Source organism: Pseudomonas bananamidigenes (genome assembly GCF_001679645.1).
Lineage (GTDB): Bacteria > Pseudomonadota > Gammaproteobacteria > Pseudomonadales > Pseudomonadaceae > Aquipseudomonas > Aquipseudomonas bananamidigenes.
In genome coordinates this window covers 46,017-68,888 of sequence record NZ_LRUN01000049.1, presented here as the reverse complement: position 1 = coordinate 68,888, position 22,872 = coordinate 46,017, and the positions used below count along the sequence as shown (strand labels likewise).

The window sequence follows — 22,872 nt, the reverse complement described above, 5'->3', positions numbered from 1 at the left end:
GCGAGTGTTTACGCTGCGACGGGCGGGGCGCGGCTGCGGGCGCCGGGGAAGAAGGTCTGCCGGGCATGGCCCAGACGCGGGGAGGGCGGGGTGAAGGTACTGACGAAAGGAATGCTGAACGTGGCAAAACTGCCGCCGCCGGTCAGCGCCGGGCAGTTGAACAGCAGGCTGCAATAGCCGCATTTTTCCCACAGCACGTGGTGCGAAGATTGCGGCGGGCAGTGTTCGGCCGAGGGTTTCGCTGCGTGCGCGGAATGATCCATGCCGGGCATGGCCATCGACATGCCCATGCTCATCGGCATGGATGTCGAGGCGTGCCGATCCATCGGCATCGACTGAGAAATCAGCGGGCCGATAAAGATCATCAACATGGCGAACAGGGCGATCCAGCTGCCGCGTGTCAGGTATTCGGTCTGACGGCGTTGCACGGATACCCTGGCGCTGCGCGGGCGCACGGGCGGGGTCTGTCGGAACGGTTACTGGGCGTGCGTGTGTTCCGGCATGTCCTGCGGAGGTTTCTTCTGCACGGCCACTTCGACGGTCACGTCACCGGCCTTCTCGAAGTGCATCGTCAGCGGGAAGCGTTTGCCGTCGCTCAGCAGGCTGCGGTCGGTGGGGTTCATCAACATCACGTGATAGGCCATCGGCGCGAAAGTCACGTTTCCACCGGCCGGGATCGCCACGTTCGGCACCTGTTGCATCTTCATCAGATCGCCCTGCATCACATGCTCGTGCAACTCGGCTTTCGGGGCGATGGGCGAGTCGACACTGAGCAAGCGGTCAGCAGACTTGCCGTTGTTGTGAATGATGAAATACGCGGCAACGGTCGGCGCATTCGGTGGCAGTTCCTGTGACCACGGGTGGGCGATTTCCAGCTCGCCGGCCTTGTATTCGTGGGCATGGGCGAAGCACGCAGGCAGCAACAGCGCAGCGATGACGATGAATTTGTTCAACATGGCAGTTCTCCAGAACGATTTGAAACGCAGGTCAAATGCGGGAACAAATCAGACCAGAGGGGAAGCGCGGGGATTGAGATTCGGCCATTGCTGGCGCGGTGTCGGAGTTTGCAGCACGGCGGGCGCCACGCTGCGATTGCTTTCGTATTGCGCGAAATACAGCTGCGGCGAATGCCCCGGCAACGCCACCACGGGCGCCGACCCGGAACAGCACCAGCAATGCTGCATGGTCGAATGGTTGTCGCCGCTTTGCGGCGCTTTCTGATCGAGGCTGCCGATGTCGATCGCCACCATCTTCGTGCCGCTGCCGGTGCAGAAACTGCTCCACAGCAACTGCTCGGCCGGCGTTTGCGCCGCTTGCGCCATCGCGCCCGTCAACGGCATGGCAAGCATGTTGAACAGCACTGCGAAGCAGGCGATCCAGGCAATTGCGAGCCGGCGTCGGTTCATGGGACAGGTCCGTAGGGTGGGCAATCAGGCGTGGCTATTTAGCCTGATCAGGGCCGATAAGTAAAAAAGCGTCGTGCGGTTTGGTGTCGCAGCGATCTCATCAACCAATCGCTCAGTTCACTGGTACCGCGTGAACCTCCATGTCTACTCCCAGCGTAGCTCGGATTACCGAAAAAATTTTCGCCAGATTGTCCATGCTCGGGTTGCCTTTGGCGGACAACATTCGATGCAGACTTTTGCTGGGCTTTTCGGTTTCCCTTGCAAGCTCTTCGAATCCGACAGTTGCATTGACAAGGTCGCGCAAAATTATCCTGGCAACTTCTGGCTCACCATTCAGGAAAAGCGTTGCGGCTTCGTCCAGTAATGCCTGGGCAAATTCGGGATCACGTTGTGCACGCTCTGAAATTGAAATTTTGTAGCTTCGAGTGAGCGCCATCTAATTACCTCTGGTTCTGTTCAGCTTTTTTTCGAGTTCGAAATTCAGCTATCAGTGCTTTCACCTGTTTGATGTCCTGTCTCTATGTTGATTTATCTCCTCCACCGAACAAGATGATCAGTCGTTTTCCCTCTTGTATCAGATAAATTCTATAGCCAGGCCCCCAGTTTATTTTGTATTCGCCGAGACCATCGAACCACTTGATATTGGAGGTGTTGCCCGCTTCCAACCGTGCCAAGGCTTTTGAAACCCTCGCTGCGGCCGGCACGCTCAAAGTGTCGATCCAACGGCCAAACGGGCTTGAATCGTTTTCTTGTAGATATTCCTCGAGTGTGATCACAGTCGGCCCTGAAGGTAACAAATAGGTTACTTATCATGCAAGCCGTGGATCTTGCCTCAGGAGTTGATCGTCTCCAATTCAACAAGTGTTTCTTGAAGCGTCCAAAACTCCCGATCAACCCCCGCCAACCCCGGCCGCTTCAACACTATCACCGGCACCCCAAGCTCTCGCGCCACTTCCAGTTTCGGCTCTGTCGCGGTGCTGCCGCTGTTTTTGCTGATCAGCACGTCGATCTGCCGACGCTCGAACAATGCCCGCTCATCTTCCAGCAGAAACGGTCCACGGGCGCCGATGACTTCGCAGCGTTCATTGCCGGGATAAACGTCGAGGGCGCGCAGGGTCCAGAACTGGTGCGCGGGGATTTCATCGAGGTGTTGCAGCGGCTCGCGGCCGAGGGTGAACAGGGGGCGGCGGAAAGGTTCGAGGGCGGTGATCAGTTCGGCCCAGTCGGCGACTTCGCGCCAGTCATCGCCCGGTTGTGCTTGCCACGCCGGGCGGCGCAGGGCCCAGCAGGGGATGCCGGTGAGTTGCGCGGCGGTGGCGGCGTTGTGGCTGATTTGCGCGGCGTACGGATGCGTCGCGTCCAGCAGCAGACCGATACCTTCATCGCGAACGAATTGCGCCAGCCCCTCGGGGCCGCCATAGCCGCCGACGCGCACCCGACAGGTCAGATCGGTCGGTACCCGGCCCACCCCGGCCAGGCTGTAGATATGCTCCGGCCCCAACGTCCGGGCGATGACAAGCGCTTCGGTGACGCCGCCCAGTAATAGAATCCGTTTCATGCAAACGCTCCCGCATGACCGACGATGCCGCCCTGACGGTCAATCGCAAATACCTCGACCTGCACCTGCGCCGGCACCACGCTGCGGGCGAATTCCAGGGCATGACGGCACACCTCATCACCGAGTGCAACACCCGCCGCACTGGCCATCGCCAATGCCTGCTGACTGGTGTTCGCCTCGCGAATGGCTTGTTGCAAGGCATCATCGGCGCCAATTGCCGCCGCCCATCCGGCCAGTTGCGGCAGGTCGATGCTCGAATGACGCGAATGCAGATCCATGTGCCCCGCCGCCAGTTTGCTGATCTTGCCGAAGCCGCCGCACAGGCTGAGTTTATCCACAGGCACTTTGCGCAGGTGTTTGAGTACCGCGCCGACGAAGTCGCCCATTTCGATCAGGGCGATTTCCGGCAGGTCGTAGACCCGGCGCATGGTGTCTTCGCTGGCGTTGCCGGTGCAGGCGGCGATGTGCAGATAGCCATTGGTTTTCGCCACGTCGATACCCTGGTGGATCGAGGCGATGTACGCCGCGCAGGAAAACGGCCGGACGATTCCGCTGGTGCCGAGAATCGACAAGCCACCGAGAATGCCCAGGCGCGGGTTCATGGTCTTCAGCGCCAGGGCTTCGCCGCCCTCGACATTGACCGTCACCTCGAAGCCGCCGCGATAGCCGGTTTCTGCGGCGAGCAGCATCAGGTGATCGCTGATCATCTTGCGCGGCACCGGATTGATGGCCGGTTCGCCAACGCCCAGCACCAGACCCGGACGGGTCACGGTGCCGACGCCTTTGCCGGCGATGAAGCGGATTCCCGGCTCGGTCAACAGCCTGACCTGCGAGTAGAGCAGGGCGCCGTGAGTCACGTCGGGATCGTCGCCGGCATCCTTGAGGGTTCCGGCTTCGGCGCCGTCTTCGGTCCGACGACAGAATTCCAGACGCATCTGCACCTGTTTGCCCTTGGGCAGCACGATCTGCACGGCGTCCGCCACCACGCCGCCAAGCAGCAGGCGTGCGGCGGCGAGGCTGGTGGCCGTGGCGCAACTGCCGGTGGTCAGGCCGCTGCGCAGGGGCGCGGGTTGTTCGGCGGTTTCGTCACGCATCGAGGGGTTTGACCAGGTCGAGCAGGGTGATCGGCAAGGCCTGACGCCAGGTGTCGAACTCGCCCAGCGGTTGCGCCTGGGCGATGTGGATGCGGATCAGCTCGCCGCCGTGGTGTTCGCGCCAGTTCATCAAGGTCATTTCGCTTTGCAGGGTCACGGCGTTGGCCACCAGGCGGCCGCCGGGTTTGAGTTGCGCCCAGCAGGTGTCGAGTACGCCTTCGCGGGTCACGCCGCCACCGATGAATATCGCGTCCGGACGCTCCAGGCTTGCAAGGGCTTGCGGTGCGCTGCCCCGGATCAGCTGCAGGCCGGGAACGCCCAGAGCATCCCGGTTGTGCTCGATCAATTGCTGGCGACCTGCGTCGGCCTCGATCGCCAGCGCGCGACAGCTCGGGTGCGCGCGCATCCACTCGATACCGATCGAGCCGCTGCCGGCGCCGACGTCCCACAACAGTTCACCCGGCGTCGGGGCGAGGCGGGCGAGGGTGATGGCGCGCACGTCGCGTTTGGTCAACTGGCCGTCATGTTTGAACGCAGTGTCCGGCAGGCCGGCGAGGCGTGACAGGCGTGGTGTCTGCGGATCGGCGAGGCACTCGATGGCGATCACGTTGAGATCGGCAATGGCCGGCTCGTTCCAGTCGTTGGCGATGCTGTCGATGCGGCGTTCGGCGCTGCCGCCCAGATGTTCCAGAACACTCAGGCGACTGGCGCCGAATCCGCGCTCGCGCAGCAATTGTGCGACGGCTGCCGGGCTTTGCCCGTCATTGCTCAGCAGCAACAGGCGCACGCCGCTGGACAACTGAGCGTTGAGGGCTGCAAGCGGGCGCGCCACCAGCGACAACACATGGACGTCCTGCAACGGCCAGCCCAGACGGGCTGCCGCCAGCGAGCAAGAGGACGGCGCCGGCAGTACTCGTATCTCTGCGTCCGGAATCTGACGAGCCAGGCTCGCACCGACGCCGTAGAACATCGGATCACCGCTGGCCAGCACGCACACCGCTTCGCCGCGGCGCTCCAGAACCGGGGCCAGCGAAAACGGGCTCGGCCACAGCTGGCGCTCGCCACGGATGCACACCGGCAACAGATCCAGCTGGCGCTGGCCGCCGATGATCCGTGAAGCGTCCATCAGGGCGCGCCGGGCGTTCTTGCCCAGGCCCTTGAAGCCGTCTTCACCGATTCCTACTACTGTCAGCCAGGCCGTCATGCTGTTCCTCGATTCGTGTGCGCGTATCAGGGCGGCATGATAGCGCGGCGGCTGTCGTCTCGCGCTGGTCTGTTGTCGGCCACGGACACTTCCCGTTGCGGTAAGGCGATTGTCGGATTCGCCAGGCCTGTTAGGGTTCGGATGAACTTGGACCAAAGCCGGGATTGGCGGGAATGCATATGGATATGAATGCGAAAGCAGGGTTGCTTGCTCATCAGGCAACCCTGGTGGGGGATATTTTGCTGACGGGCCTGCAGGGACAGTCCCGAATGGATTACGACTTTGCGCTGAACTGCACCTATCTGGCAAAGAAGCAGGCGGACAGTACGTACAGCAGCGAAACGCAGCCGGGACGCTGGATCGATTACTACGCCGATGTCCTGTGGTCCCACGGCTGGAATCGTGATCAGCCTGCGGTGGAGTATGTCCAGCCGCAGTTTTCAGGAAGCGTGCAACAGGCGTGGATGAGAGTGGCGACGTCCCTGCTCGATCAGAAACAGGTCTCGGGGGTGCAGGCGGGACTTGCGACGCTTGAGCAGCGAGTCGATCTGCTGGAAAAGACGAAGGGGCTCAGCGGCAAGGCTTTCGACCTGAAGATCGTACCGGCCCGCTATAACCCTGCCGGTGACATGGAGCTTGTCGTGACACACGTCAGATTCCTCAAGTCGAGCCTCAATACCCGATATTTGTTCTGGGACATATCCCAGACCATGAATCAGCTGGACATCAGAGCGCGGCGGCTCGTGATCAGTCGCCGGGTTCTGGAGGCACGTCGGGCCAGTGTCGAAAAGGCGATCAAAAACATGTCGTTCAATTTCGAGGACCATGAGTTGTAGATCCGCTCGACGAGGAAAACCCCCGGTTCCAGGGAATCCGACCGGCAGGCATTTTCATGCCGTCGGGCAAAGCAGGCATAATGGCGACCTTCCACCCATCCTGGCGCTGCCCGTCAGCCGGTCATCCCTTGAACGAACGTCCTCTATCCACAGCCATACGTCCCTCGGCCTGCCCGGGGTTGCTGCGTATCGTCCCGGCGCTGGATGGCGGTATCTGCCGGATCAAGCTCGATGGCGGTTCGATCACCGCCGATCAGGCCGATGCACTGGCCAGTGCCGCCGAACGCTTTGCCGGCGGGGTGATCGAGGCGACCAATCGGAGCAATCTGCAGATCCGCGGCATCGACGACCAGTCCGCCGCGCTGATCGACAGCTTGCTGGCCGCCGGTCTCGGCCCGCGTACCGCAGCGGGTGACGACGTGCGCAACCTGATGCTCAGCCCGGCCGCCGGGATCGATCCGCAGATGCGTTTCGACACACGTCCATTGGCCGGGCAGATCCTCGAGACCCTGCAAAGCCATCCGCGTTTCGATGAACTGAGCGCCAAGTTCGCTGTGCAACTGGACGGCGGTGAAGCACTGGCGATGCTCGAACATCCCCACGATCTTTGGTTGTCGGCATACGAAAAGCACGGCGATACGCTGCTGGCGTTCGGTCTGGCGGGTTGCCCGACGGATCGACCGCTGGCTGGCGTGGCACTCGCGGACGGCCATGCACTGGTGGTGGCGGTGCTGGAACTGTTCCTCGATCTGGCCCGACCGGAGCAGACGCGAATGCGACATCTGCTGGATGAATGCCCGGCGCCGGTGCTCCTGGAAAAACTCGGTCAGCGGATCAGGCTGCACAGCGTCGGCGACTGGCAGCGCAAAGCGGCGCCGGAAGGTCTGCACCTCGGCGTCCATCCTCAGCCATTGGCCGGTCAAGTGTATGTCGGCGCCGCACCGGCCCTCGGCCGCCTCGATCCGGTCATGCTGCGTGGCGCCGCGCGACTGGCCAGAACCTTTGGCGACGGCAGCCTGCGTTTCACGCCCTGGCAGAGTCTGTTGGTGCCCAATGTGCGTGAGGCAGATGCCGCTCAAGTGCTCAATGCTCTGAGCAAGCTGAACCTGCTGACCCGGATTGACGACCCGTTGTCGCGCCTGATCGCCTGCACCGGCTCCAGTGGCTGTGGCAAAGGCCTGGCCGATACCAAACACGATGCCCGCCTTTTGGCTGCGTTGTTGCCACACGCGGTGGATGTGCATTTGTCCGGCTGCTCGCGGTCCTGCGCTGCTGCACACCGTGCCCCGGCGACGCTGCTGGCGGTCGCCCCCGGTCGTTACGATCTTTATTTTCGCGATGCGGCGCAGCCGGGTTTCGGCGCGCTGCACGCTCACAACCTTACTATCGAAGCGGTCGCGACCCTGCTCGCCGATCGCTCACGGAGCTCCCTTGATGCTTGATTACATCCGCGACGGTCAGGAGATCTATCGCAACTCCTTCGCGATCATTCGCAGCGAGGCCAATCTGGCGCGCATCCCGGCCGACCTGGAAAAGCTCGCGGTGCGGGTGATTCACGCCTGCGGCATGGTCGAAGCCATCGACGGGCTGCAGTTCTCCGAAGGCGCGGCAAGGCCGGGCGCGATGCGCTGGCCGCCGGGGCGCCGATCCTGTGCGATGCGCGGATGGTTTCCGAGGGCGTGACCCGTGCGCGCCTGCCGGCCAACAACGAGGTGATCTGCACCCTGCGCGATCACAGCGTGCCGGAGCTGGCGCGTGAGCTGGGCAACACCCGCTCGGCGGCGGCGCTGGAGCTGTGGCGTCCGCATCTGGAAGGCAGCGTGGTGGTGATCGGCAATGCGCCGACCGCACTGTTTTATCTGCTGGAAATGCTCGACGCCGGCGCGCCGAAACCGGCGCTGATCCTCGGCTTCCCGGTGGGTTTCGTCGGCGCAGCCGAATCGAAGGCCGAGCTGGCCGCCAACAGCCGTGGCGTGCCGTTCGTGATCATGCAGGGTCGCCTCGGTGGCAGTGCCATGGCCGCCGCTGCGGTCAACGCCCTTGCCACGGAGGTCGAATGATGCAGGCAAAAGGACGTTTGATCGGCCTGGGCGTCGGCCCCGGTGATCCGGAACTGATTACCGTCAAGGCTCTGCGTCTGCTGCGCGAATCGCCGGTGGTGGCGTACTTCGTGGCCAAGGGCAAGAAGGGCAACGCATTCGGCATCATCGAAGCGCACTTGCAGGATGCGCAGAACCTGCTGCCGCTGGTGTACCCGGTGACCACCGAAGTGCTGCCGGCGCCGCTGTCCTACGAACAGGTGATCAGCGATTTCTACGATGACGCGGCAGAGGAAGTGGCCGCGCATCTGGATGCCGGTCGCGATGTGGCGGTGATCTGCGAAGGTGATCCGTTCTTCTATGGTTCCTACATGTACCTGCACGATCGCCTTGCCAGCCGTTACGAAGCGCAAGTGGTGCCGGGCGTCTGCTCGATGCTGGGCGGTGCGTCGGTACTGGGCGCGCCGCTGGTGTATCGCAACCAGAGCCTGTCGGTGCTGTCCGGCGTGCTGCCTCACGAAGAGCTCAAGCGTCGTCTGGCGGATGCCGATGCGGCAGTGATCATGAAGCTGGGGCGCAATTTCCCCAAAGTGCGTGAGGTGCTGGGCGAGCTGGGATTGGCCGAACGAGCGTTGTACGTCGAGCGTGCGACCATGGCCAACCAGAAGATCGTGCCGCTGGACGAGGTCGAGCCGATGTCGTCGCCGTATTTCTCGCTGATCATTGTTCCCGGCGAACGGTGGCAAGGCTGATGACTCAATCCACACCGGCCATCGTCATTCTCGGCCCGGGCGCGCTGGCCACGGCCCGTCGCCTTCAGCAGGTCTATCCGGGTGCGCAGATCCATGGTCTCTGCGGACGCGTCGAAGGCGCCGATCTGACTTACAGCGAGTTCGGCGCAACTCTGCGCGAGCTGTATCGGCAAGACACACCGATCATTGCCCTGTGCGCGGCGGGGATCGTCATTCGCACCCTGGCGCCGCTGTTGCTGGAGAAGGGCGTCGAGCCCCCCGTGCTTGCCGTAGCGGAAGACGGCAGCGCCGTGGTGCCGCTGCTCGGCGGCCTCGGCGGGGTGAATGTCATGGCCCGCGAGATCGGCACGGCGCTTGAAGTGGCAGCGGCGATCACCACCAGCGGCGAATTGCGTTTCGGCACCTGTCTGCTCAATCCGCCCGGCGGTTATTCCCTCGGTGATCTGGAACAGGGCAAACGTTTTGTCTCCGATCTGCTGGCCGGTCACAGCGTGCGCATCGATGGCGACGCGCCGTGGCTCGATCAGGCGCAACTGCCGCAAGACCCGCACGCGCAGCGCTCGATTCATGTCGGCAGCGATGCCCGGGCCGCGAGCGCCAGCGAGCTGCTGATTTATCCGCGCAGCGTGGCGGTGGCGGTCGGTGCCGATGTGGCCGACCTGCCGGATGCGATTCGCAAGGCGTTGCTGCAGGCCGGTGTGGCGATTCAGTCGCTGGCCTGTCTGCTGGCAGCTGACGTTCAGATGGCCAGCCCGGCATTGCGTGAAGCCGCGCTTGAATTGGCCGTGCCGCTGCGCTTTGTGGCGCCGGCAAATGACATGGCCGAGCTGGCCCGCCACGCTGTCCCCGATGCCCGGATCATCGCGACGGCCCAAGATATCGCCATCGCGGTGGCCGAGCAGCCGCTGGAGGTTTCGCAAATCGGCCGCCCGCGCGGACGCCTGGCCGTCATCGGTCTCGGTCCTGGCGCCGCCGAGTTGATGGTGCCGGCGGTGAAGGCCGAACTGGCCCGGGCCACCGATGTGCTGGGTTACGAAACCTACGTGCGCATGGCCGGCCCGTTCCGCGACGACCAGGTGCAGCATTGCACCGACAATCGCGAAGAAATGCAGCGCGCCCGTCACGCCTTCAGGCTGGCTGCCCAGGGCCGTTCGGTGATCGTGGTTTCCTCCGGCGATCCGGGCGTGTTCGCCATGGCGGCGGCGGTGCTCGAAGCGCTTCACGAGTCGACGGATCCGACGTGGCACAGCGTCGACCTGGAAATCCTGCCGGGGGTTTCCGCGTCACTCGCCACCGCCGCTCAGGCCGGTGCGCCGCTGGGCCACGATTTCTGCGTGATGTCGCTGTCGGACAACCTCAAGCCGTGGTCGATCATCGAGAAGCGTCTGGATCTGGCTGCCGAGGCGGATCTGGCGCTGGCGTTCTACAACCCGATCTCCCGTGCCCGTCCGTGGCAATTGGGACGAGCGCTGGAAATCGTCGCCCGACACCGTACACCGCAAACACCCGTGGTACTGGGCCGTGATATCGGTCGTCCGGGGCAGACACTGCGGGTGACGACACTTGGCGCACTGACACCGGATCAGGTGGACATGCGCACCATGGTGCTGGTGGGATCCTCCACAACCTGCACGTTCCCTCGCGCCGAAGGCGGGGAGTGGGTGTATACGCCGCGTTGGTACGGCGAGAAACCCGAAACCTGAGGCATGAAAAAGCGGCTCTTCGGAGCCGCTTTTTCAATTCAGGGATGGCGAGTCAACCAAGATAACCCTTCACCCCGGTAAAGATGATCTGCGCAGCCAGGGCACAGACAAACAATCCCATGAGCCGGCTGACGATCTGCAATCCCTGATCGCCGAGAATCCGCTCGATCCGGTTCGACAGATACAACACCACGCCGACGGTAAAACTGGCGAGCGCGATACTCATGATCGCGATCAGCTTGTCGTCCCAGTGCGGCTGGCTGACGCCCATTACCAGCAGCGCACCGATCGTGCCGGGGCCGACGGTCAGCGGGATGGTCAGCGGGACGATAGTCACATCCTGCTGCACATTGTCGGCCTGCACCGCCGGCTTGCCCTGGGCCATGCCCAGCGCCGAGATGAACAGCACGCTGCCGGCACCGATGCGGAAGGCGTCCACCGTGATGCCGAATATCTCAAATATGAATCGCCCGAACAGATAGAGCAGGACGCTGGAAACCAGTGTGGCGATCGCCACCTTCCAGGCCAGTCGGCGTTGTTCCTTGCGCGAATAACCCCGGGTCAGACTGATGAAGCAGGACAACACGAAGAACGGACTGTAGAGCACCAGCATCTTCAGGTAAACGCTGAACAACTCATGGAGCATGATTGAAACTCGCGCCGACGAAAGTTGAACGGAGTCTATCAAGCGCAGGCGCGGATGTCGGCTGGGTTGTCTGGTGATTTTTATAATGTCGTCAGGGTGATGGCGATTGTGTTGGGCGATGTCTGTTTGTATGTAACTTGTTGTTGTTAGTTATTGGTAATGGTTGTTGTGTTGTGGCTTTTGTATTGGGTGAGTAAGTTTGCGTGGCGGGCTCAGGAAGAGTTTGCATCAACTAATTAATGGAAGTGGTTTTTATGAAAGATAATACTGTTGTTACCATTGCTGAACGCCTGGAACGTCTGAGCGCCTATGATGTAACGCCTGTTGAAGTTGCAGTGGCGCGCAACGCAAAGATGGTTTCCCTGGCCGTTGAACCGCCCGATCGCGCCTCTGTTGTCGGGGATGCCATACTTTCGTTCGTATCGGGCATGTCCGATCAGAATCGTACCGATGTACTGAATACTTACCTGTTTGCCTCGCTGGCAGCCAACAAGAAGTTTCCGGCAGATAACCAGGGCAAGGAGTGGTACCAGACTTTCCTGGCGGCCATTCAGGACTGTGGCTGGGTCGTGCTCAAGCGATATTACGATTCCACTTCGGCTTCGGGCAAAAGCTTCACGATGGATCAGCTGGCCCTGACTATTCTGGGCTCCGCCGTGGCCGCCGCTGCAGTACCTGGCCCGACCTCGGCACTGTTGCTCAAGGTGGCGGGCGATGCCATGGCTTCCCTGCAGAAAACCGATCAGCCGCTCAAGGTCTTTGATCAGAACATCAAGGAAAAAGGAACGGGCGGCTTTGCCGTCGGTTCCTGCATTGAAACCGCTGACAAGGAAGTCATTCTGACGCTGGGTGCGGTCCGGTTCATCAATCGCACGAACCAGACGAAAGTGCTTTTCGTCAATTGGGACAGCGGTTCGGTCGATCTGTATCGCGGTGAATCCCACATGACCATGGTGCCGTCGATCATTGAAAAGACCCGGGCCATTATTGCCGGGAAGTTGGGAGATCGCGCAGTCAAGCAAGTAAGTGAGTGGGAAATCTGATTGAGTAATGGCAAGTGGTGACAGGGATGTCGCCACTTTCTTTTTTGTGGAGAGTGCCATGGGTAATCAATATTCGATCTACGCCAATGCGGGTACAGTGGTTTTGTTATCGGCCGGAATGTCCGAGCGGGAAAAACAGGATGTTCAGCATTCACTGTTGTTCGCACAATTGGCAGCTACCAAAAGACATCCGCTTTTTTTCGAGACGCAAGAGTGGTATTCGACCTGGCAGCAAGTCTTGAAAGGCAGTTGGTTGCAAAGAACGGTAGGGTGGGACCAGTACAATCCGGGCCCCGCTTCCACGGTGACGGCCATGGAGCAATTGGTCAGTTACATGAAGGAGTCGCTGGCCAGTGTCGACGCTGCAGAATGGGCGCCCATTGTGCAAGGCATTGCCCGGCTGCCGGCGACCGATTCCGTTATTGAATGTCTTCGGGGACGGATCGAGCAAGAGGAGCAGCCTGACGGAAGCGAGACGGGAGCGACCCGTGGGGAGCGGTATCGGTTCATGTTCGTCGTCGCTCAGCCCGGTCCGCGCCTGAACGCGGTTTGCATGACAATGACGTCCTCGCAGGGAGACGGCGGTAATCCGTTTTCCAGAGTGTTAACGGCGGATGAGGTGTCTGGAGCGATTGAACAGCGATTTTTCCAGGCTGACTTTTCTGCGGTACTTCATGACCCGATTCGCGATGATCTGGCAAAACGGCTGAAGCCGTTCGCATCGTTGATCCAGGAAATACCGGGACGGCAGATCTGATCGACAACCGCGTATCGATCAGGATGTACGCGCGGTGCTGCGATTGTGCTGATCACGCTGGGCCACCCAATGCTCGATCAGCTCGCGCAGTTGCGACAGTTCCACCGGTTTGGCCATATGCCCGTCCATGCCGGCCTGGCGCGCACGCTCCTTGTGCTCGGCGAGGATGTGCGCGGTGAGTGCGACGATCGGCGTACGGATGCGCTGATTACCGACTTCCCAGGCCCGCAGTTGCTGGGTCGCGGAAAAACCGTCGAGGATCGGCATTTCGCAGTCCATCAGCACCAGGTCGTAGCGTTGGGCTTTCATGGCCTGCAAGGCTTCCTCGCCATTGCTGGCGGTATCCGGTTGCAGGTTGAGCTTGCCGAGCATGCCGCGGATCACTTTGGTGGAAATCGTGTTGTCTTCGGCGACGAGGATGCGGAAGTCGCTCGGAACCTTGACGGTCGTGGCCGGGCCGGTCACTTGAGGCTGGAACACTACCTGGCCGCGATTGCGCTGGTTCAGTTCGTCGGCCAGCGTGGTCTTGAGGGTATAACCGGCCACCGGTTTGGCCAGAATGCGTTTGATCCCCGAGTTGCGCGCGATGATCTTGCTCGGTGCGTTGCTGATGCCGGTCAGCATGATCAGCAGGATGTCGTGATTCAGGCTAGGGTCTTCCTTGATCTTGGCGGCCAGTTGCATGCCGGTCATGCCGGGCATGTTCTGATCCAGCAGGACCACATCGAAATAGTCGCGCAGATGCGCCTTGGTGCGCAGCAGCGCCAGCGCTTCCTTGCCTGACGGCACGGCGCTGACGTTCAGGCCCCAGGCACTGCACTGTTGCACCAGCACCTTGCGGCAGGTTTCGTTGTCGTCGACCACCAGCACCCGCGCACCTTGCAGCGGGCTGTCGAGATCGGAGGTCGGATGCTCCAGGCGATCGGGATCCAGGGGCAGGGTCAGCCATAGCGTGCTGCCCTGAGAGCCGCCACTCTTGATACCGAACTCGCCCTGCATCAGACGAATCAGTTGCCGTGCGATCACCAGCCCGAGATTGCCGCCCAGCCGGTTGGCCGACAGGAAATGCTTGCTGTGCAGTTCGGCATGCATCAGCGCGTCGCGCTCTTCCTGATCCATCGGCTGACCGCTGTCCTGCACGGCGATGCGCAGGCGCGGCCTGACGCTGCGTTCATCGAGGGCGACCACCACCAGCACTTCGCCTTCCTCGGTTTTCTTCAGGGCGTTTTCCAGCAGGCTCAGCAAGGTCTGGCGCAAGCGCGTCGGATCACCGCTGATGACCCGGGGCACCTGCGGCTGAATGAAACTGATCAGTTCCACGCTCTGCTGTTCGGCCTTCGCCCGATAGATGCTCAGGCAATCGTCGATCAGGGCATTGAGGTCGAACTGCACGTCGTCCAGCTCGATCTGTCCGGACTCGAGCCGGGAGATGTCGAGGATCTCGTTGATCAGGGTCAGCAGTTCGTTGCCGGCGCTGTGAATGGTCTGCACATAGTCTCGTTGCTTGACCGACAGCGGCGTGCCGAGCAAAAGCTCGGTCATGCCCAGCACGCCGTTCATCGGGGTGCGGATTTCGTGGCTGATCTTGGCCAGGAACTCGGCCTTGGCATTGATCTCGGCGTTGCTTGCGGCAAGGTCGCGGCTGATGCTGAAACGGCTTTCGGTGATGCTGCGCTGGCGTTCGCCCAGGGCAATGCTCATCAGCAGTCCACTGATGCAGATAAAGCCCATCAGCGTCATGATCAGGCCTTGCGGCGCCACCAGGGTCAACCCCAGCAGGGCCGGGAGGATGATCAGCGTGCCGATGTTGAACACCACCATCGCGGCGACGAACAGCCGGGCAGGACGGTAGCCCTTCTGCCAGTGATAGAAACCCACCAGCAGCATGCTCAGCCCGGCCAGCGCCACCAGTGCATAGGTGATGATGTTCAGCGGCAGGGTGTTGACGAACAACAGCAGCAGGCTGCAGATCACGATGAGCAGGATGTCGCCCAGCAGCAGCTTGTTCAGAGGATGTTCGCCGAGCGGAGCGAAGAAACGGTAGGCGAACATCAGGCCGGCCGGTGCCGTCAGCAGCAGCGCCAGATAGGCGCCGGGGGTCTGGATCGCATGCCAGTTCGGCAGCCACGGGCCGGCCAGGTTGAGCAGCAGCAACAGGCTCAGGCTCAGCAGGCCTTCGCACACCGCCAGCCACAGGCTGCTGCGCGAGCGGGTGTAGGCGTAGCGGATCAGGTTGTGCAGGATCAGCATGCCGAGGCAGCCGAACAGCAGCCCGTAGATCAGCGTCTGGTTATGGTTGGCCGCGCCCATCACCGCTGATTGCAGGGTGATGTAGGGGCGTAACTGGTGTTCGGAGACCAGTCGCAGATAAACGTCCAGGGGCTTGTCGCTTTGCGGCAGCGGCAGCAGGAAGTCGCTGCTGGGCAGAGGGCGCTCGGCCTGTGCCTGCCTTGTGCCGGTTTCCCGTTGCTCGATCAGTTGTTCGCCGTCCAGTACGTACAGATTGAGGTGCGACAGGTCGGGGGCAAAGATCCGCAGCACCTGTTCGTGCTTGCCGGGAGCGAGTTTGAAGCGAAGCCATAATGCGCCATCGGGTTCGGCTGCGGTCAGGCGGTCGAGTTCGATGGGGCTGAATTGGTTGGTGTAGCGGGCGGAGCGGATATCGCTCAGCTGAAGAATGCCCTGATCGTCGAGCAATATCGACCAGCCACTGCCTTGCGCGGCCTGGGCCGGAAGCATGCAGAGCAAGGTCAGCAAGGTGACGGTGAAGCCTATGGCAATCCTGAGCCAGCGCACGGCGAAATCCCTTCGTAGGTTGATGCCAGAATATAACGATGCGCAGCGTCGGAACAGTCCGGCAGGGACGCAAGGTCCCTGCCGGACACACAGCGTAGCCTATCAGCGGGTTTCGCCGCGTTCACGGGCAATGGCACGGTAGCCGATGTCGGTGCGGTAGAAGCAGCCTTCCCAGTCGATGGCCTTGGTCAGCCTGTAGGCCTGCTCCTGAGCGGCGCCTACGCTGGCGCCCATGGCGGTGGCACACAACACCCGACCACCTGCTGTCACGACGTTGCCGTCCTTGAGTGCGGTACCGGCGTGGAAGACCTTGCCTTCCAGTGCGGCTGCCGCATCCAGACCGTTGATCTTCGCGCCCTTGGCATAGTCGCCCGGGTAACCGCCGGCCGCCAGCACGATGCCGACGCTCGGGCGCGGATCCCATTGCGCTTCGACCTTGTCCAGTGCCTGGGCCAATGCCGCCTCGACCAACAGCACCAGACTCGACTGCAGGCGCAGCATCACCGGTTGGGTTTCCGGATCACCGAAACGGCAGTTGAACTCGATGACTTTCGGGTTGCCGGCCTTGTCGATCATCAGACCGGCGTACAGGAAACCGGTATAGACGTTGCCTTCCTCGGCCATGCCGCGCACGGTTGGCCAGATCACCTGGTCCATCACACGCTGGTGCACATCGGCGGTGACCACCGGGGCCGGGGAGTAAGCCCCCATGCCGCCGGTATTCGGGCCGCTGTCGCCGTCGCCGACGCGTTTGTGGTCCTGGCTGGTGGCCATCGGCAGGACGTTCTTGCCGTCGACCATGACGATGAAGCTGGCTTCTTCGCCGTCGAGGAACTCTTCGATGACGACGCGGGAGCCGGCGTCGCCGAACGCGTTGCCCGCGAGCATGTCGCGAACGGCGTCTTCGGCTTCGGCCAGAGTCATGGCGACGATCACGCCTTTACCGGCGGCCAGACCGTCGGCCTTGATCACGATCGGTGCGCCTTTTTCACGCAGATAAGCCAGGGCCGGCTCGATCTCGGTGAAGTTCTGGTAGTCGGCCGTCGGAATCTTGTGGCGTGCCAGGAAGTCCTTCGTGAAGGCTTTCGAGCCTTCGAGCTGTGCGGCACCGGCAGTCGGACCGAAGCAGTCCAGGCCACGGGAGCGGAACAGGTCGACAACACCGGCGACCAGCGGTACTTCCGGACCGACGATGGTCAGGGAAACGTTTTTCTCGGCGAAATCCGCCAGTTGCTCGAGTGCCAGCACGTCGATGGCGACGTTCTCGCACTTGGCTTCAATCGCGGTGCCGGCGTTGCCCGGTGCGACGAAAACTTTTTGCACACGCGGATCCTGAGCCACTTTCCAGGCCAGGGCGTGTTCGCGGCCACCGCTGCCAATGATCAAAACATTCATTTCAAAAACCTCGGATGACGCTAATTCTGTAGGGGCTGATCGTTCCCACGCTCCGCGTGGGAATGCCTCAACGGACGCTCTGCGTCCGAGGGACGCGGAGCGTCCCGGGCTGCGTACCCACGCAGAGCGTGGGCACGATCAAGCAGGAAAATCAGTGGCGGAAATGACGCATGCCGGTGAACACCATGGCGATGCCGGCTTCATCAGCAGCAGCAATCACTTCAGCATCACGCATCGAGCCGCCTGGCTGGATCACCGCAGTGATACCGACCTTGGCCGCATTGTCCAGACCGTCGCGGAACGGGAAGAACGCATCGGACGCCATCACGGAGCCTGCGACCTGCAGACCGGCGTGCTCAGCCTTGATCGCAGCGATACGTGCCGAGTTCACGCGGCTCATCTGGCCGGCGCCGACGCCGATGGTCTGACGGTTCTTGGCGTAGACGATGGCGTTGGACTTGACGAACTTGGCCACTTTCCAGGCGAAGATCAGGTCGTTGATTTCCTGTTCGGTCGGTGCACGCTTGGTCACCACTTTCAGGTCGTCGGCGCCGATCATGCCGATGTCGCGGCTCTGCACCAGCAGACCGCCGTTGACACGCTTGTAGTCCCAGGCGGGAACGCGATCCGCCGACCATTCACCGCAGGCCAGCAGGCGCACATTGGCCTTGGCGGCGACGACGGCACGGGCTTCTTCGCTGACGCTCGGGGCGATGATCACTTCGACGAACTGACGCTCTACGATTGCCTTGGCGGTCTCGGCGTCCAGTTCACGGTTGAAGGCGATGATGCCGCCGAATGCCGATTCGGTGTCGGTGGCGTAGGCCAGCTCATAGGCCTGACGGATGCCGCCTTCGGCGTCCGGGCTCACGGCCACGCCGCACGGGTTGGCGTGCTTGACGATCACGCAGGCCGGTTTGACGAAGCTCTTCACGCATTCCAGTGCGGCGTCGGTATCGGCCACGTTGTTGTACGACAGCTCCTTGCCTTGCAACTGGGTGGCGGTGGCGATGCCGGCTTCGGCAGGCTTGGCCTCGACGTAGAACGCCGCGCTCTGGTGCGGGTTCTCGCCGTAGCGCATTTCCTGGGCCTTGATGAACTGGCTGTTGAAGGTGCGCGGGAATTCGCTGCGGCCGGAGGTCGAGAGGGTTTCGGCAGCCTGGTTCACGGTGCCCATGTAGTTGGCGATCATGCCGTCGTAGGCGGCGGTGTGTTCGAACGCCTTGAGCATCAGGTCGAAACGCTGCGCGTAGGTCAGGCCGCCGGCCTTGAGGTTTTCCAGGACGTTGGCGTAATCGCTGGCATTCACCACGATCGCTACGTCTTTGTGGTTTTTCGCCGCCGAACGAACCATGGTCGGGCCGCCGATGTCGATGTTCTCGATGGCGGTCGGCAGGTCGCAGCCAGGCTTGCTGATGGTGGCTTCGAAGGGGTACAGGTTGACGGCCACCAGATCGATCGGCTTGATGCCGTGTTCGCTCATGATCGCGTCATCGACACCGCGACGACCGAGGATCCCGCCGTGGATTTTCGGGTGCAGGGTTTTCACCCGACCGTCCATCATTTCTGCGAAACCGGTGTAATCCGCGACTTCCACTGCGGCCACGCCGTTGTCCTGCAGCAGTTTGAAGGTCCCGCCGGTGGAAAGGATTTCCACGCCCAGGGCTTCCAGCTCCCTGGCGAATTCGAGGATCCCGGTCTTGTCGGAAACACTGATCAAGGCGCGGCGGATCGGCAGGCGGGTAGTCTGGTCGGTCATCTCAATTTCCATCAAAAGCAAGGGAAGTCAGCAAAAAAGGCGACCGGTTTTACGCGGGCGCCTTTCTGGTTGGATTGAATGCTTACAGCAGATCGTACTGCTTGAGTTTCTTGCGCAGCGTGCCGCGGTTGAGCCCGAGCAGCTCGCTGGCCTTGGTCTGGTTGCCCTTGACGTAGTTCATCACGCTTTCGAGCAGGGGAGCCTCGACTTCGGAGAGCACCAGGTTGTACACGTCCGTGACGGCTGCGCCCTCAAGGTGGGCGAAATAATTGTGCAGCGCTTTCTCGACACTCCCGCGAAGGGTCTGGCCCTCTTCGCTCGGGGTATTGAGGTGCTGTTTCAAATTCACGTTGTCGCTCACGGGTGTTGTTCCACTCACTAAAGTCTCGGTCATCATCGTCATGCGGCCACCCCTTCTTCGTCCCCTGTCAGGCTCTTGTAACGTTCGGCGAAGAACTCCCGAACGTTGGCGCATTGTGTTTCCGTACCATCCAAACGATTGAAACGGGCGCGAAACTCCCTGGCGCCCGGCAAGGTTGCGAGATACCAGCCCACATGCTTTCGGGCAATGCGTACGCCCATCACGTCCCCATAGAAGGCGTGGAGGGCGGCCAGATGCTCAAGCAGAATGCGTTCCACCTCGGACAGCTCCGGCGCCGGAAGTTTTTCTCCCGTACGCAGGAAGTGTTCGATCTCACGAAAAATCCATGGTCGCCCCTGGGCGGCCCGGCCGATCAACAGGCCGTCGGCACCGGTCGCGTCGAGCACGTAGCGGGCCTTTTCCGGCGATACGATGTCGCCATTGGCAAAGACCGGAATCGACACGGCCTGCTTGATCGCGGCAATGGTGTCGTACTCGGCTTCGCCGGTGTACAGGTCGGCGCGGGTGCGGCCATGCACCGCCAGCGCCGTGATCCCGGCCTGCTCGGCGATCTTCGCCACCGTCAGGCCGTTCTTGTTGTCTCGATCCCATCCGGTGCGGATCTTCAGGGTCACCGGCACATCAACCGCCGCCACGACGGCGTGCAGGATCTCGGTAACCAGCGCTTCATCTTTCAACAACGCGGAGCCGGCGGCCTTGTTGCAGACCTTTTTGGCCGGGCAACCCATGTTGATGTCGATAATCTGCGCGCCCAGCTCGACGTTGGCCCGGGCTGCATCCGCCAGCATCTGCGCGTCGCCTCCGGCGATCTGCACCGAGCGTGGCTCGGGATCGCCTTCGTGGATCATGCGCATGCGCGACTTGCGGGTGTTCCACAGGCTCATGTCACTGGTGACCATTTCCGAGACTACAAGCCCTGCGCCCAATCGCTTGCACAACTGACGAAAGGGCTGGTCGGTGACACCCGCCATGGGGGCGAGAATCAAGCCGTTCTGTAATGTATATGGGCCGATGCGTACCGCCGACATAGGACTTCCCTGAAGTGGGGCCGGATCATGAGAGTTCGAAAAAGGGTTGGCATGATACCCGCTCTCGATGACTGGATAAAGGCTGAATTGAACAAAATCTGAACAGTCATTCCGTTATTGCCTGTGGTTTGGTCGTACAGGGCAAAGTCAGAAAACTGCCGTCAATGACGCTGTGGTGAGGCGCTTTACTCGGGGGAGTGGAAACTCAGACTGTAGTTCACCGCTTTCGGCCCGGGATCGAGAATATCCAGGGCGATGTGGATGGGCGTCTGTGGCGGCATTTCCGCCATGCCTTCGAGATCGCCGTTGAGGTATTCGCCAGGTTTGAATCGGCGACTGGCGATCAGGTGGCCGTTGAGGTCGGCGAAGCGCAACTCGAGCAGCGGGAACGGTTGGGAAAAAGGCGCGCGGTTATAAATGATTGCGTCCACTACCAGTGCGCCACTGAAATCCGGATGGCTGCGTACCACCAGGTTGCTGCTCTTGATCTTGGCAATGTCGACCTTGGACGGCACCGTGCAGCCAATCTGCGGGCACAATTGCTGAAACCATGGGCGGTACTGGTCCTGACGGGCCAGTTCGTCGAAGTGATAGGCGATGTACTGGCCGGCGAGGCCGGCAGCGGCCAGCAATACCAATAGCAGCCAGAGCACGCGTCGGCCCCAGGGCGAACGGCGCTTCTGCCAGTCCAGTTGCAGCGGATCGTCGGTCAGATCCTGCAAGGCTTCGGCGCGCACGCCGGGTTCATTGCGTTCGCGCTTTTTGCGGGGAGGCTCGACAGCTGGCGGATCGTTATCGATTTCCGTATCGGCCGACAGGCGTTCGTGGCGAGCTGCCGGATCGACCGGGTCATGCAGGCGCAGTTGTGGAATGGCGGGTTCGTCATCGAGGTCTACCGGGACCAGCGACAGGGACGGCTCGGTGCGTTCCGGCTTTACCGGTTCAAAATCGGCGACATCGTCTGCGTGTCCGGCCTCGACGATCCGTTCGTCGGCCGGTTCGCTGAAAAGGCTGTCCGACCACGGCTCGTTATCCGGTTCGTGGTCGTCGCGGCGAGCACTGAGGGACTCTTCGCGGGCGCCGCCGAATTCGGTGGTCGGCTGGATTTCCCGCTGTTCGAGACGAGCCAGTTCCCCGTCCAGATCCAGACTGTCGAGATCCAGCTCTGCAGCGCTCCACTGCTTCTGGCTGATGGCGCGCGGTTGGGGCGGTTCAGGTGGCTCGGGTGGTCTGGCGACGACCGGTGCGTCGGTTGCCGGTGCCGGTTCGGCCCTGGCCGGCACCACCGGTGTGACAGCTTCCTTGCTTGCGCGTTGTTCGAGCAGCTGTTTGGCGGCGTTGAACACTTGCAGGCAGGAGCCGCAACGAACCACCCCGCGGGCCACGCTCAACTGAGTATGGCTGACGCGGAAACTGGTTTGACAATGCGGGCACTGGGTGACGAAGCTGTCGGTCATGCGGCGATCCGGATTGAGCAGGCGGTCATTCTAGCGCCGACGGCCGGTGATGCGCACCCAGCCATCACGATTGGCGATCGGGTCGAGATCGAAGTCCTGCGCGTACGCGGCAGCGACTTCTTCGCCCTGTTCGGCGAGGATCCCGGACAGCGCCAGACGCCCGCCGGACTTGACCAGGCCCGACAGTTGCGGCGCCAGGGAAACCAGCGGGCCGGCCAGAATGTTGGCCACCAGCACGTCGGCTTTGACCTGCGGCAGATCCTGCGGCAGATAGAGTGGAAACAGTTCGTCGGCAATGCCGTTGCGCCCGGCGTTGTCGCGGGACGCTTCCAGCGCCTGCACGTCGATGTCGGTGCCCACGGCTTGTTTCGCCCCGAGCAGCAGGGCGGCGATAGCCAGAATCCCCGAGCCGCAGCCAAAGTCCAGCACGTTGCAGTCTTTCAGATCCTGACCGTCGAGCCATTCCAGGCACAGGGCGGTGGTCGGGTGGGTGCCGGTGCCGAATGCCAGGCCTGGGTCCAGCAGCAGGTTGACCGCGTCAGGGTGGGGTGCGGCGTGCCAGCTCGGTACGATCCACAGGCGCTGGCCGAATTGCATCGGCTGGAAACCGTCCATCCAGCTGCGCTCCCAGTCCTGGTCCTCGATCACTTCGCTGTGATGCTCGGGCAACGGGCTGCCGGTCAGCAGTTCGAGATGAGCCAGAACCGGCGCCGCTTCGGTACCGCCCTCGAACAGGGCCAGCAGGTGGGTATGCGCCCACAACGGGGTGGTATTGAGTTCGGGTTCGAAGATCGGCTGATCTTCGGCGTCCATGAAGGTCACCGATACGGCGCCCACTTCAAGGAAAGCGTCTTCGTAGGTTTCGGCTTGTTCCGGGCTGATGGCGAGACGTACTTGCAGCCAAGGCATGGCGGGCACCTGTGAAAAAGATTGATTGCAGCCAGATGGCTGCGAGAAGCGCGCAAGTTTACGCGAGCGCGACGGTTTTGTGGGAGCGGGTAATGTGTGAGCAGATGA

Annotated in this window: 21 protein-coding genes and 2 pseudogenes; 7 read left to right on the top strand and 16 right to left on the bottom strand. The window is 61.9% G+C overall.

The window, feature by feature from the left end; genetic code table 11:
• Positions 1 to 8 precede the first annotated feature (8 nt).
• The 8 genes and pseudogenes from BBF94_RS17720 to BBF94_RS17690 all read right to left on the bottom strand — a co-directional run bounded on the left by BBF94_RS17720 (position 9) and on the right by BBF94_RS17690 (position 5,262).
• Positions 9 to 455, bottom strand: a complete 447-nt coding sequence (locus tag BBF94_RS17720) for a DUF2946 domain-containing protein (protein WP_065260280.1) — start codon at positions 453 to 455, stop codon at positions 9 to 11.
• A gap of 21 nt (positions 456 to 476) precedes the next feature.
• Positions 477 to 956, bottom strand: coding sequence for a copper chaperone PCu(A)C (locus BBF94_RS17715; protein WP_065260279.1), 480 nt, complete (start codon positions 954 to 956; stop codon positions 477 to 479).
• 48 nt (positions 957 to 1,004) lie between these two features.
• Positions 1,005 to 1,406, bottom strand: a complete 402-nt coding sequence (locus tag BBF94_RS17710) for a DUF2946 domain-containing protein (RefSeq protein WP_065260278.1) — start codon at positions 1,404 to 1,406, stop codon at positions 1,005 to 1,007.
• A 112-nt stretch (positions 1,407 to 1,518) separates the two neighbouring features.
• Positions 1,519 to 1,842, bottom strand: a complete 324-nt coding sequence (locus tag BBF94_RS17705) for a helix-turn-helix domain-containing transcriptional regulator (protein WP_007951041.1) — start codon at positions 1,840 to 1,842, stop codon at positions 1,519 to 1,521.
• A 4-nt stretch (positions 1,843 to 1,846) separates the two neighbouring features.
• Positions 1,847 to 2,182: pseudogene (locus BBF94_RS27265) on the bottom strand (type II toxin-antitoxin system RelE/ParE family toxin).
• Between the two features lie 56 nt (positions 2,183 to 2,238).
• Positions 2,239 to 2,964, bottom strand: a complete 726-nt coding sequence (locus BBF94_RS17700; protein WP_065260277.1) for a cobalt-precorrin-6A reductase — start codon at positions 2,962 to 2,964, stop codon at positions 2,239 to 2,241.
• Positions 2,961 to 4,058 carry a cobalt-precorrin-5B (C(1))-methyltransferase gene (locus tag BBF94_RS17695; protein WP_065260276.1) on the bottom strand — a complete coding sequence of 366 codons (1,098 nt, stop codon included), beginning with the start codon at positions 4,056 to 4,058 and terminating at the stop codon, positions 2,961 to 2,963. The genes BBF94_RS17700 and BBF94_RS17695 overlap by 4 nt, the downstream gene beginning before the upstream one ends.
• On the bottom strand, positions 4,051 to 5,262 hold the full coding sequence (locus BBF94_RS17690; protein WP_065260275.1) for a bifunctional cobalt-precorrin-7 (C(5))-methyltransferase/cobalt-precorrin-6B (C(15))-methyltransferase: 1,212 nt from the start codon (positions 5,260 to 5,262) through the stop codon (positions 4,051 to 4,053). Before BBF94_RS17690 ends, BBF94_RS17695 begins: the two co-directional genes overlap by 8 nt.
• Positions 5,263 to 5,441: 179 nt before the next feature.
• On the opposite strand from BBF94_RS17690, the gene BBF94_RS17685 reads away from it, so the two are divergent.
• The 5 genes and pseudogenes from BBF94_RS17685 to cobJ all read left to right on the top strand — a co-directional run bounded on the left by BBF94_RS17685 (position 5,442) and on the right by cobJ (position 10,592).
• On the top strand, positions 5,442 to 6,098 hold the full coding sequence (locus BBF94_RS17685) for a hypothetical protein (RefSeq protein ID WP_065260289.1): 657 nt from the start codon (positions 5,442 to 5,444) through the stop codon (positions 6,096 to 6,098).
• 56 nt (positions 6,099 to 6,154) lie between these two features.
• On the top strand, positions 6,155 to 7,540 hold the full coding sequence (cobG, locus tag BBF94_RS17680) for a precorrin-3B synthase (RefSeq protein ID WP_082302434.1): 1,386 nt from the start codon (positions 6,155 to 6,157) through the stop codon (positions 7,538 to 7,540).
• A pseudogene (locus tag BBF94_RS17675) lies at positions 7,533 to 8,158 on the top strand (precorrin-8X methylmutase). The gene cobG and the pseudogene BBF94_RS17675 overlap by 8 nt, the downstream one beginning before the upstream one ends.
• Entirely contained in the window at positions 8,155 to 8,889 is a 735-nt protein-coding gene (locus BBF94_RS17670) for a precorrin-2 C(20)-methyltransferase (RefSeq protein WP_404820953.1), read from the top strand. Before BBF94_RS17675 ends, BBF94_RS17670 begins: the two are co-directional and overlap by 4 nt.
• Positions 8,889 to 10,592, top strand: coding sequence for a precorrin-3B C(17)-methyltransferase (gene cobJ / locus BBF94_RS17665; protein WP_065260273.1), 1,704 nt, complete (start codon positions 8,889 to 8,891; stop codon positions 10,590 to 10,592). Before BBF94_RS17670 ends, cobJ begins: the two co-directional genes overlap by 1 nt.
• 52 nt (positions 10,593 to 10,644) lie before the next feature.
• Here cobJ and BBF94_RS17660 read toward each other — a convergent pair whose 3' ends face one another.
• Positions 10,645 to 11,238, bottom strand: coding sequence for a MarC family protein (locus BBF94_RS17660; RefSeq protein ID WP_065260272.1), 594 nt, complete (start codon positions 11,236 to 11,238; stop codon positions 10,645 to 10,647).
• Positions 11,239 to 11,492: 254 nt separating this feature from the next.
• On the opposite strand from BBF94_RS17660, the gene BBF94_RS17655 reads away from it, so the two are divergent.
• Both BBF94_RS17655 and BBF94_RS17650 read left to right on the top strand, forming a co-directional pair.
• Positions 11,493 to 12,281, top strand: a complete 789-nt coding sequence (locus BBF94_RS17655) for a hypothetical protein (protein ID WP_082302433.1) — start codon at positions 11,493 to 11,495, stop codon at positions 12,279 to 12,281.
• A 58-nt stretch (positions 12,282 to 12,339) separates the two neighbouring features.
• Positions 12,340 to 13,038, top strand: a complete 699-nt coding sequence (locus BBF94_RS17650) for a hypothetical protein (RefSeq protein ID WP_141676597.1) — start codon at positions 12,340 to 12,342, stop codon at positions 13,036 to 13,038.
• Positions 13,039 to 13,056: 18 nt separating this feature from the next.
• Here BBF94_RS17650 and BBF94_RS17645 read toward each other — a convergent pair whose 3' ends face one another.
• From BBF94_RS17645 to prmA, 7 genes are all read right to left on the bottom strand, one after another.
• The gene (locus tag BBF94_RS17645; protein ID WP_065260269.1) at positions 13,057 to 15,834 is read right to left on the bottom strand and encodes a hybrid sensor histidine kinase/response regulator; all 2,778 of its coding nucleotides are present in this window, start codon (positions 15,832 to 15,834) and stop codon (positions 13,057 to 13,059) included.
• A 102-nt stretch (positions 15,835 to 15,936) separates the two neighbouring features.
• Entirely contained in the window at positions 15,937 to 17,229 is a 1,293-nt protein-coding gene (gene purD / locus BBF94_RS17640; protein ID WP_065260268.1) for a phosphoribosylamine--glycine ligase, read from the bottom strand.
• 151 nt (positions 17,230 to 17,380) lie between these two features.
• Positions 17,381 to 18,988, bottom strand: coding sequence for a bifunctional phosphoribosylaminoimidazolecarboxamide formyltransferase/IMP cyclohydrolase (purH, locus tag BBF94_RS17635; protein ID WP_065260267.1), 1,608 nt, complete (start codon positions 18,986 to 18,988; stop codon positions 17,381 to 17,383).
• Positions 18,989 to 19,070: 82 nt separating this feature from the next.
• Positions 19,071 to 19,391, bottom strand: a complete 321-nt coding sequence (fis, locus tag BBF94_RS17630; protein ID WP_003186237.1) for a DNA-binding transcriptional regulator Fis — start codon at positions 19,389 to 19,391, stop codon at positions 19,071 to 19,073.
• A complete protein-coding gene (gene dusB, locus BBF94_RS17625; protein WP_065260266.1) occupies positions 19,388 to 20,398 on the bottom strand; it encodes a tRNA dihydrouridine synthase DusB in 1,011 nt (336 codons plus the stop codon). The genes fis and dusB overlap by 4 nt, the downstream gene beginning before the upstream one ends.
• Before the next feature lie 185 nt (positions 20,399 to 20,583).
• Positions 20,584 to 21,855 carry a DUF3426 domain-containing protein gene (locus tag BBF94_RS17620; RefSeq protein ID WP_065260265.1) on the bottom strand — a complete coding sequence of 424 codons (1,272 nt, stop codon included), beginning with the start codon at positions 21,853 to 21,855 and terminating at the stop codon, positions 20,584 to 20,586.
• A gap of 30 nt (positions 21,856 to 21,885) precedes the next feature.
• The gene (gene prmA, locus BBF94_RS17615; RefSeq protein ID WP_065260264.1) at positions 21,886 to 22,764 is read right to left on the bottom strand and encodes a 50S ribosomal protein L11 methyltransferase; all 879 of its coding nucleotides are present in this window, start codon (positions 22,762 to 22,764) and stop codon (positions 21,886 to 21,888) included.
• Positions 22,765 to 22,872: the final 108 nt, after the last annotated feature.

Bases quoted from the DNA above. Each gene is read 5' to 3' on its own strand.
- BBF94_RS17715 (WP_065260279.1), bottom strand. From the start codon at position 956: ATGTTGAACAAATTCATCGTCATCGCTGCGCTGTTGCTGCCTGCGTGC.
- BBF94_RS17710 (WP_065260278.1), bottom strand. From the start codon at position 1,406: ATGAACCGACGCCGGCTCGCAATTGCCTGGATCGCCTGCTTCGCAGTG.
- BBF94_RS17705 (WP_007951041.1), bottom strand. From the start codon at position 1,842: ATGGCGCTCACTCGAAGCTACAAAATTTCAATTTCAGAGCGTGCACAA.
- BBF94_RS17700 (WP_065260277.1), bottom strand. From the start codon at position 2,964: ATGAAACGGATTCTATTACTGGGCGGCGTCACCGAAGCGCTTGTCATC.
- BBF94_RS17695 (WP_065260276.1), bottom strand. From the start codon at position 4,058: ATGCGTGACGAAACCGCCGAACAACCCGCGCCCCTGCGCAGCGGCCTG.
- BBF94_RS17690 (WP_065260275.1), bottom strand. From the start codon at position 5,262: ATGACGGCCTGGCTGACAGTAGTAGGAATCGGTGAAGACGGCTTCAAG.
- BBF94_RS17685 (WP_065260289.1), top strand. From the start codon at position 5,442: ATGGATATGAATGCGAAAGCAGGGTTGCTTGCTCATCAGGCAACCCTG.
- cobG (WP_082302434.1), top strand. From the start codon at position 6,155: ATGCCGTCGGGCAAAGCAGGCATAATGGCGACCTTCCACCCATCCTGG.
- BBF94_RS17670 (WP_404820953.1), top strand. From the start codon at position 8,155: ATGATGCAGGCAAAAGGACGTTTGATCGGCCTGGGCGTCGGCCCCGGT.
- cobJ (WP_065260273.1), top strand. From the start codon at position 8,889: ATGACTCAATCCACACCGGCCATCGTCATTCTCGGCCCGGGCGCGCTG.
- BBF94_RS17660 (WP_065260272.1), bottom strand. From the start codon at position 11,238: ATGCTCCATGAGTTGTTCAGCGTTTACCTGAAGATGCTGGTGCTCTAC.
- BBF94_RS17655 (WP_082302433.1), top strand. From the start codon at position 11,493: ATGAAAGATAATACTGTTGTTACCATTGCTGAACGCCTGGAACGTCTG.
- BBF94_RS17650 (WP_141676597.1), top strand. From the start codon at position 12,340: ATGGGTAATCAATATTCGATCTACGCCAATGCGGGTACAGTGGTTTTG.
- purD (WP_065260268.1), bottom strand. From the start codon at position 17,229: ATGAATGTTTTGATCATTGGCAGCGGTGGCCGCGAACACGCCCTGGCC.
- purH (WP_065260267.1), bottom strand. From the start codon at position 18,988: ATGACCGACCAGACTACCCGCCTGCCGATCCGCCGCGCCTTGATCAGT.
- fis (WP_003186237.1), bottom strand. From the start codon at position 19,391: ATGACGATGATGACCGAGACTTTAGTGAGTGGAACAACACCCGTGAGC.
- dusB (WP_065260266.1), bottom strand. From the start codon at position 20,398: ATGTCGGCGGTACGCATCGGCCCATATACATTACAGAACGGCTTGATT.
- BBF94_RS17620 (WP_065260265.1), bottom strand. From the start codon at position 21,855: ATGACCGACAGCTTCGTCACCCAGTGCCCGCATTGTCAAACCAGTTTC.
- prmA (WP_065260264.1), bottom strand. From the start codon at position 22,764: ATGCCTTGGCTGCAAGTACGTCTCGCCATCAGCCCGGAACAAGCCGAA.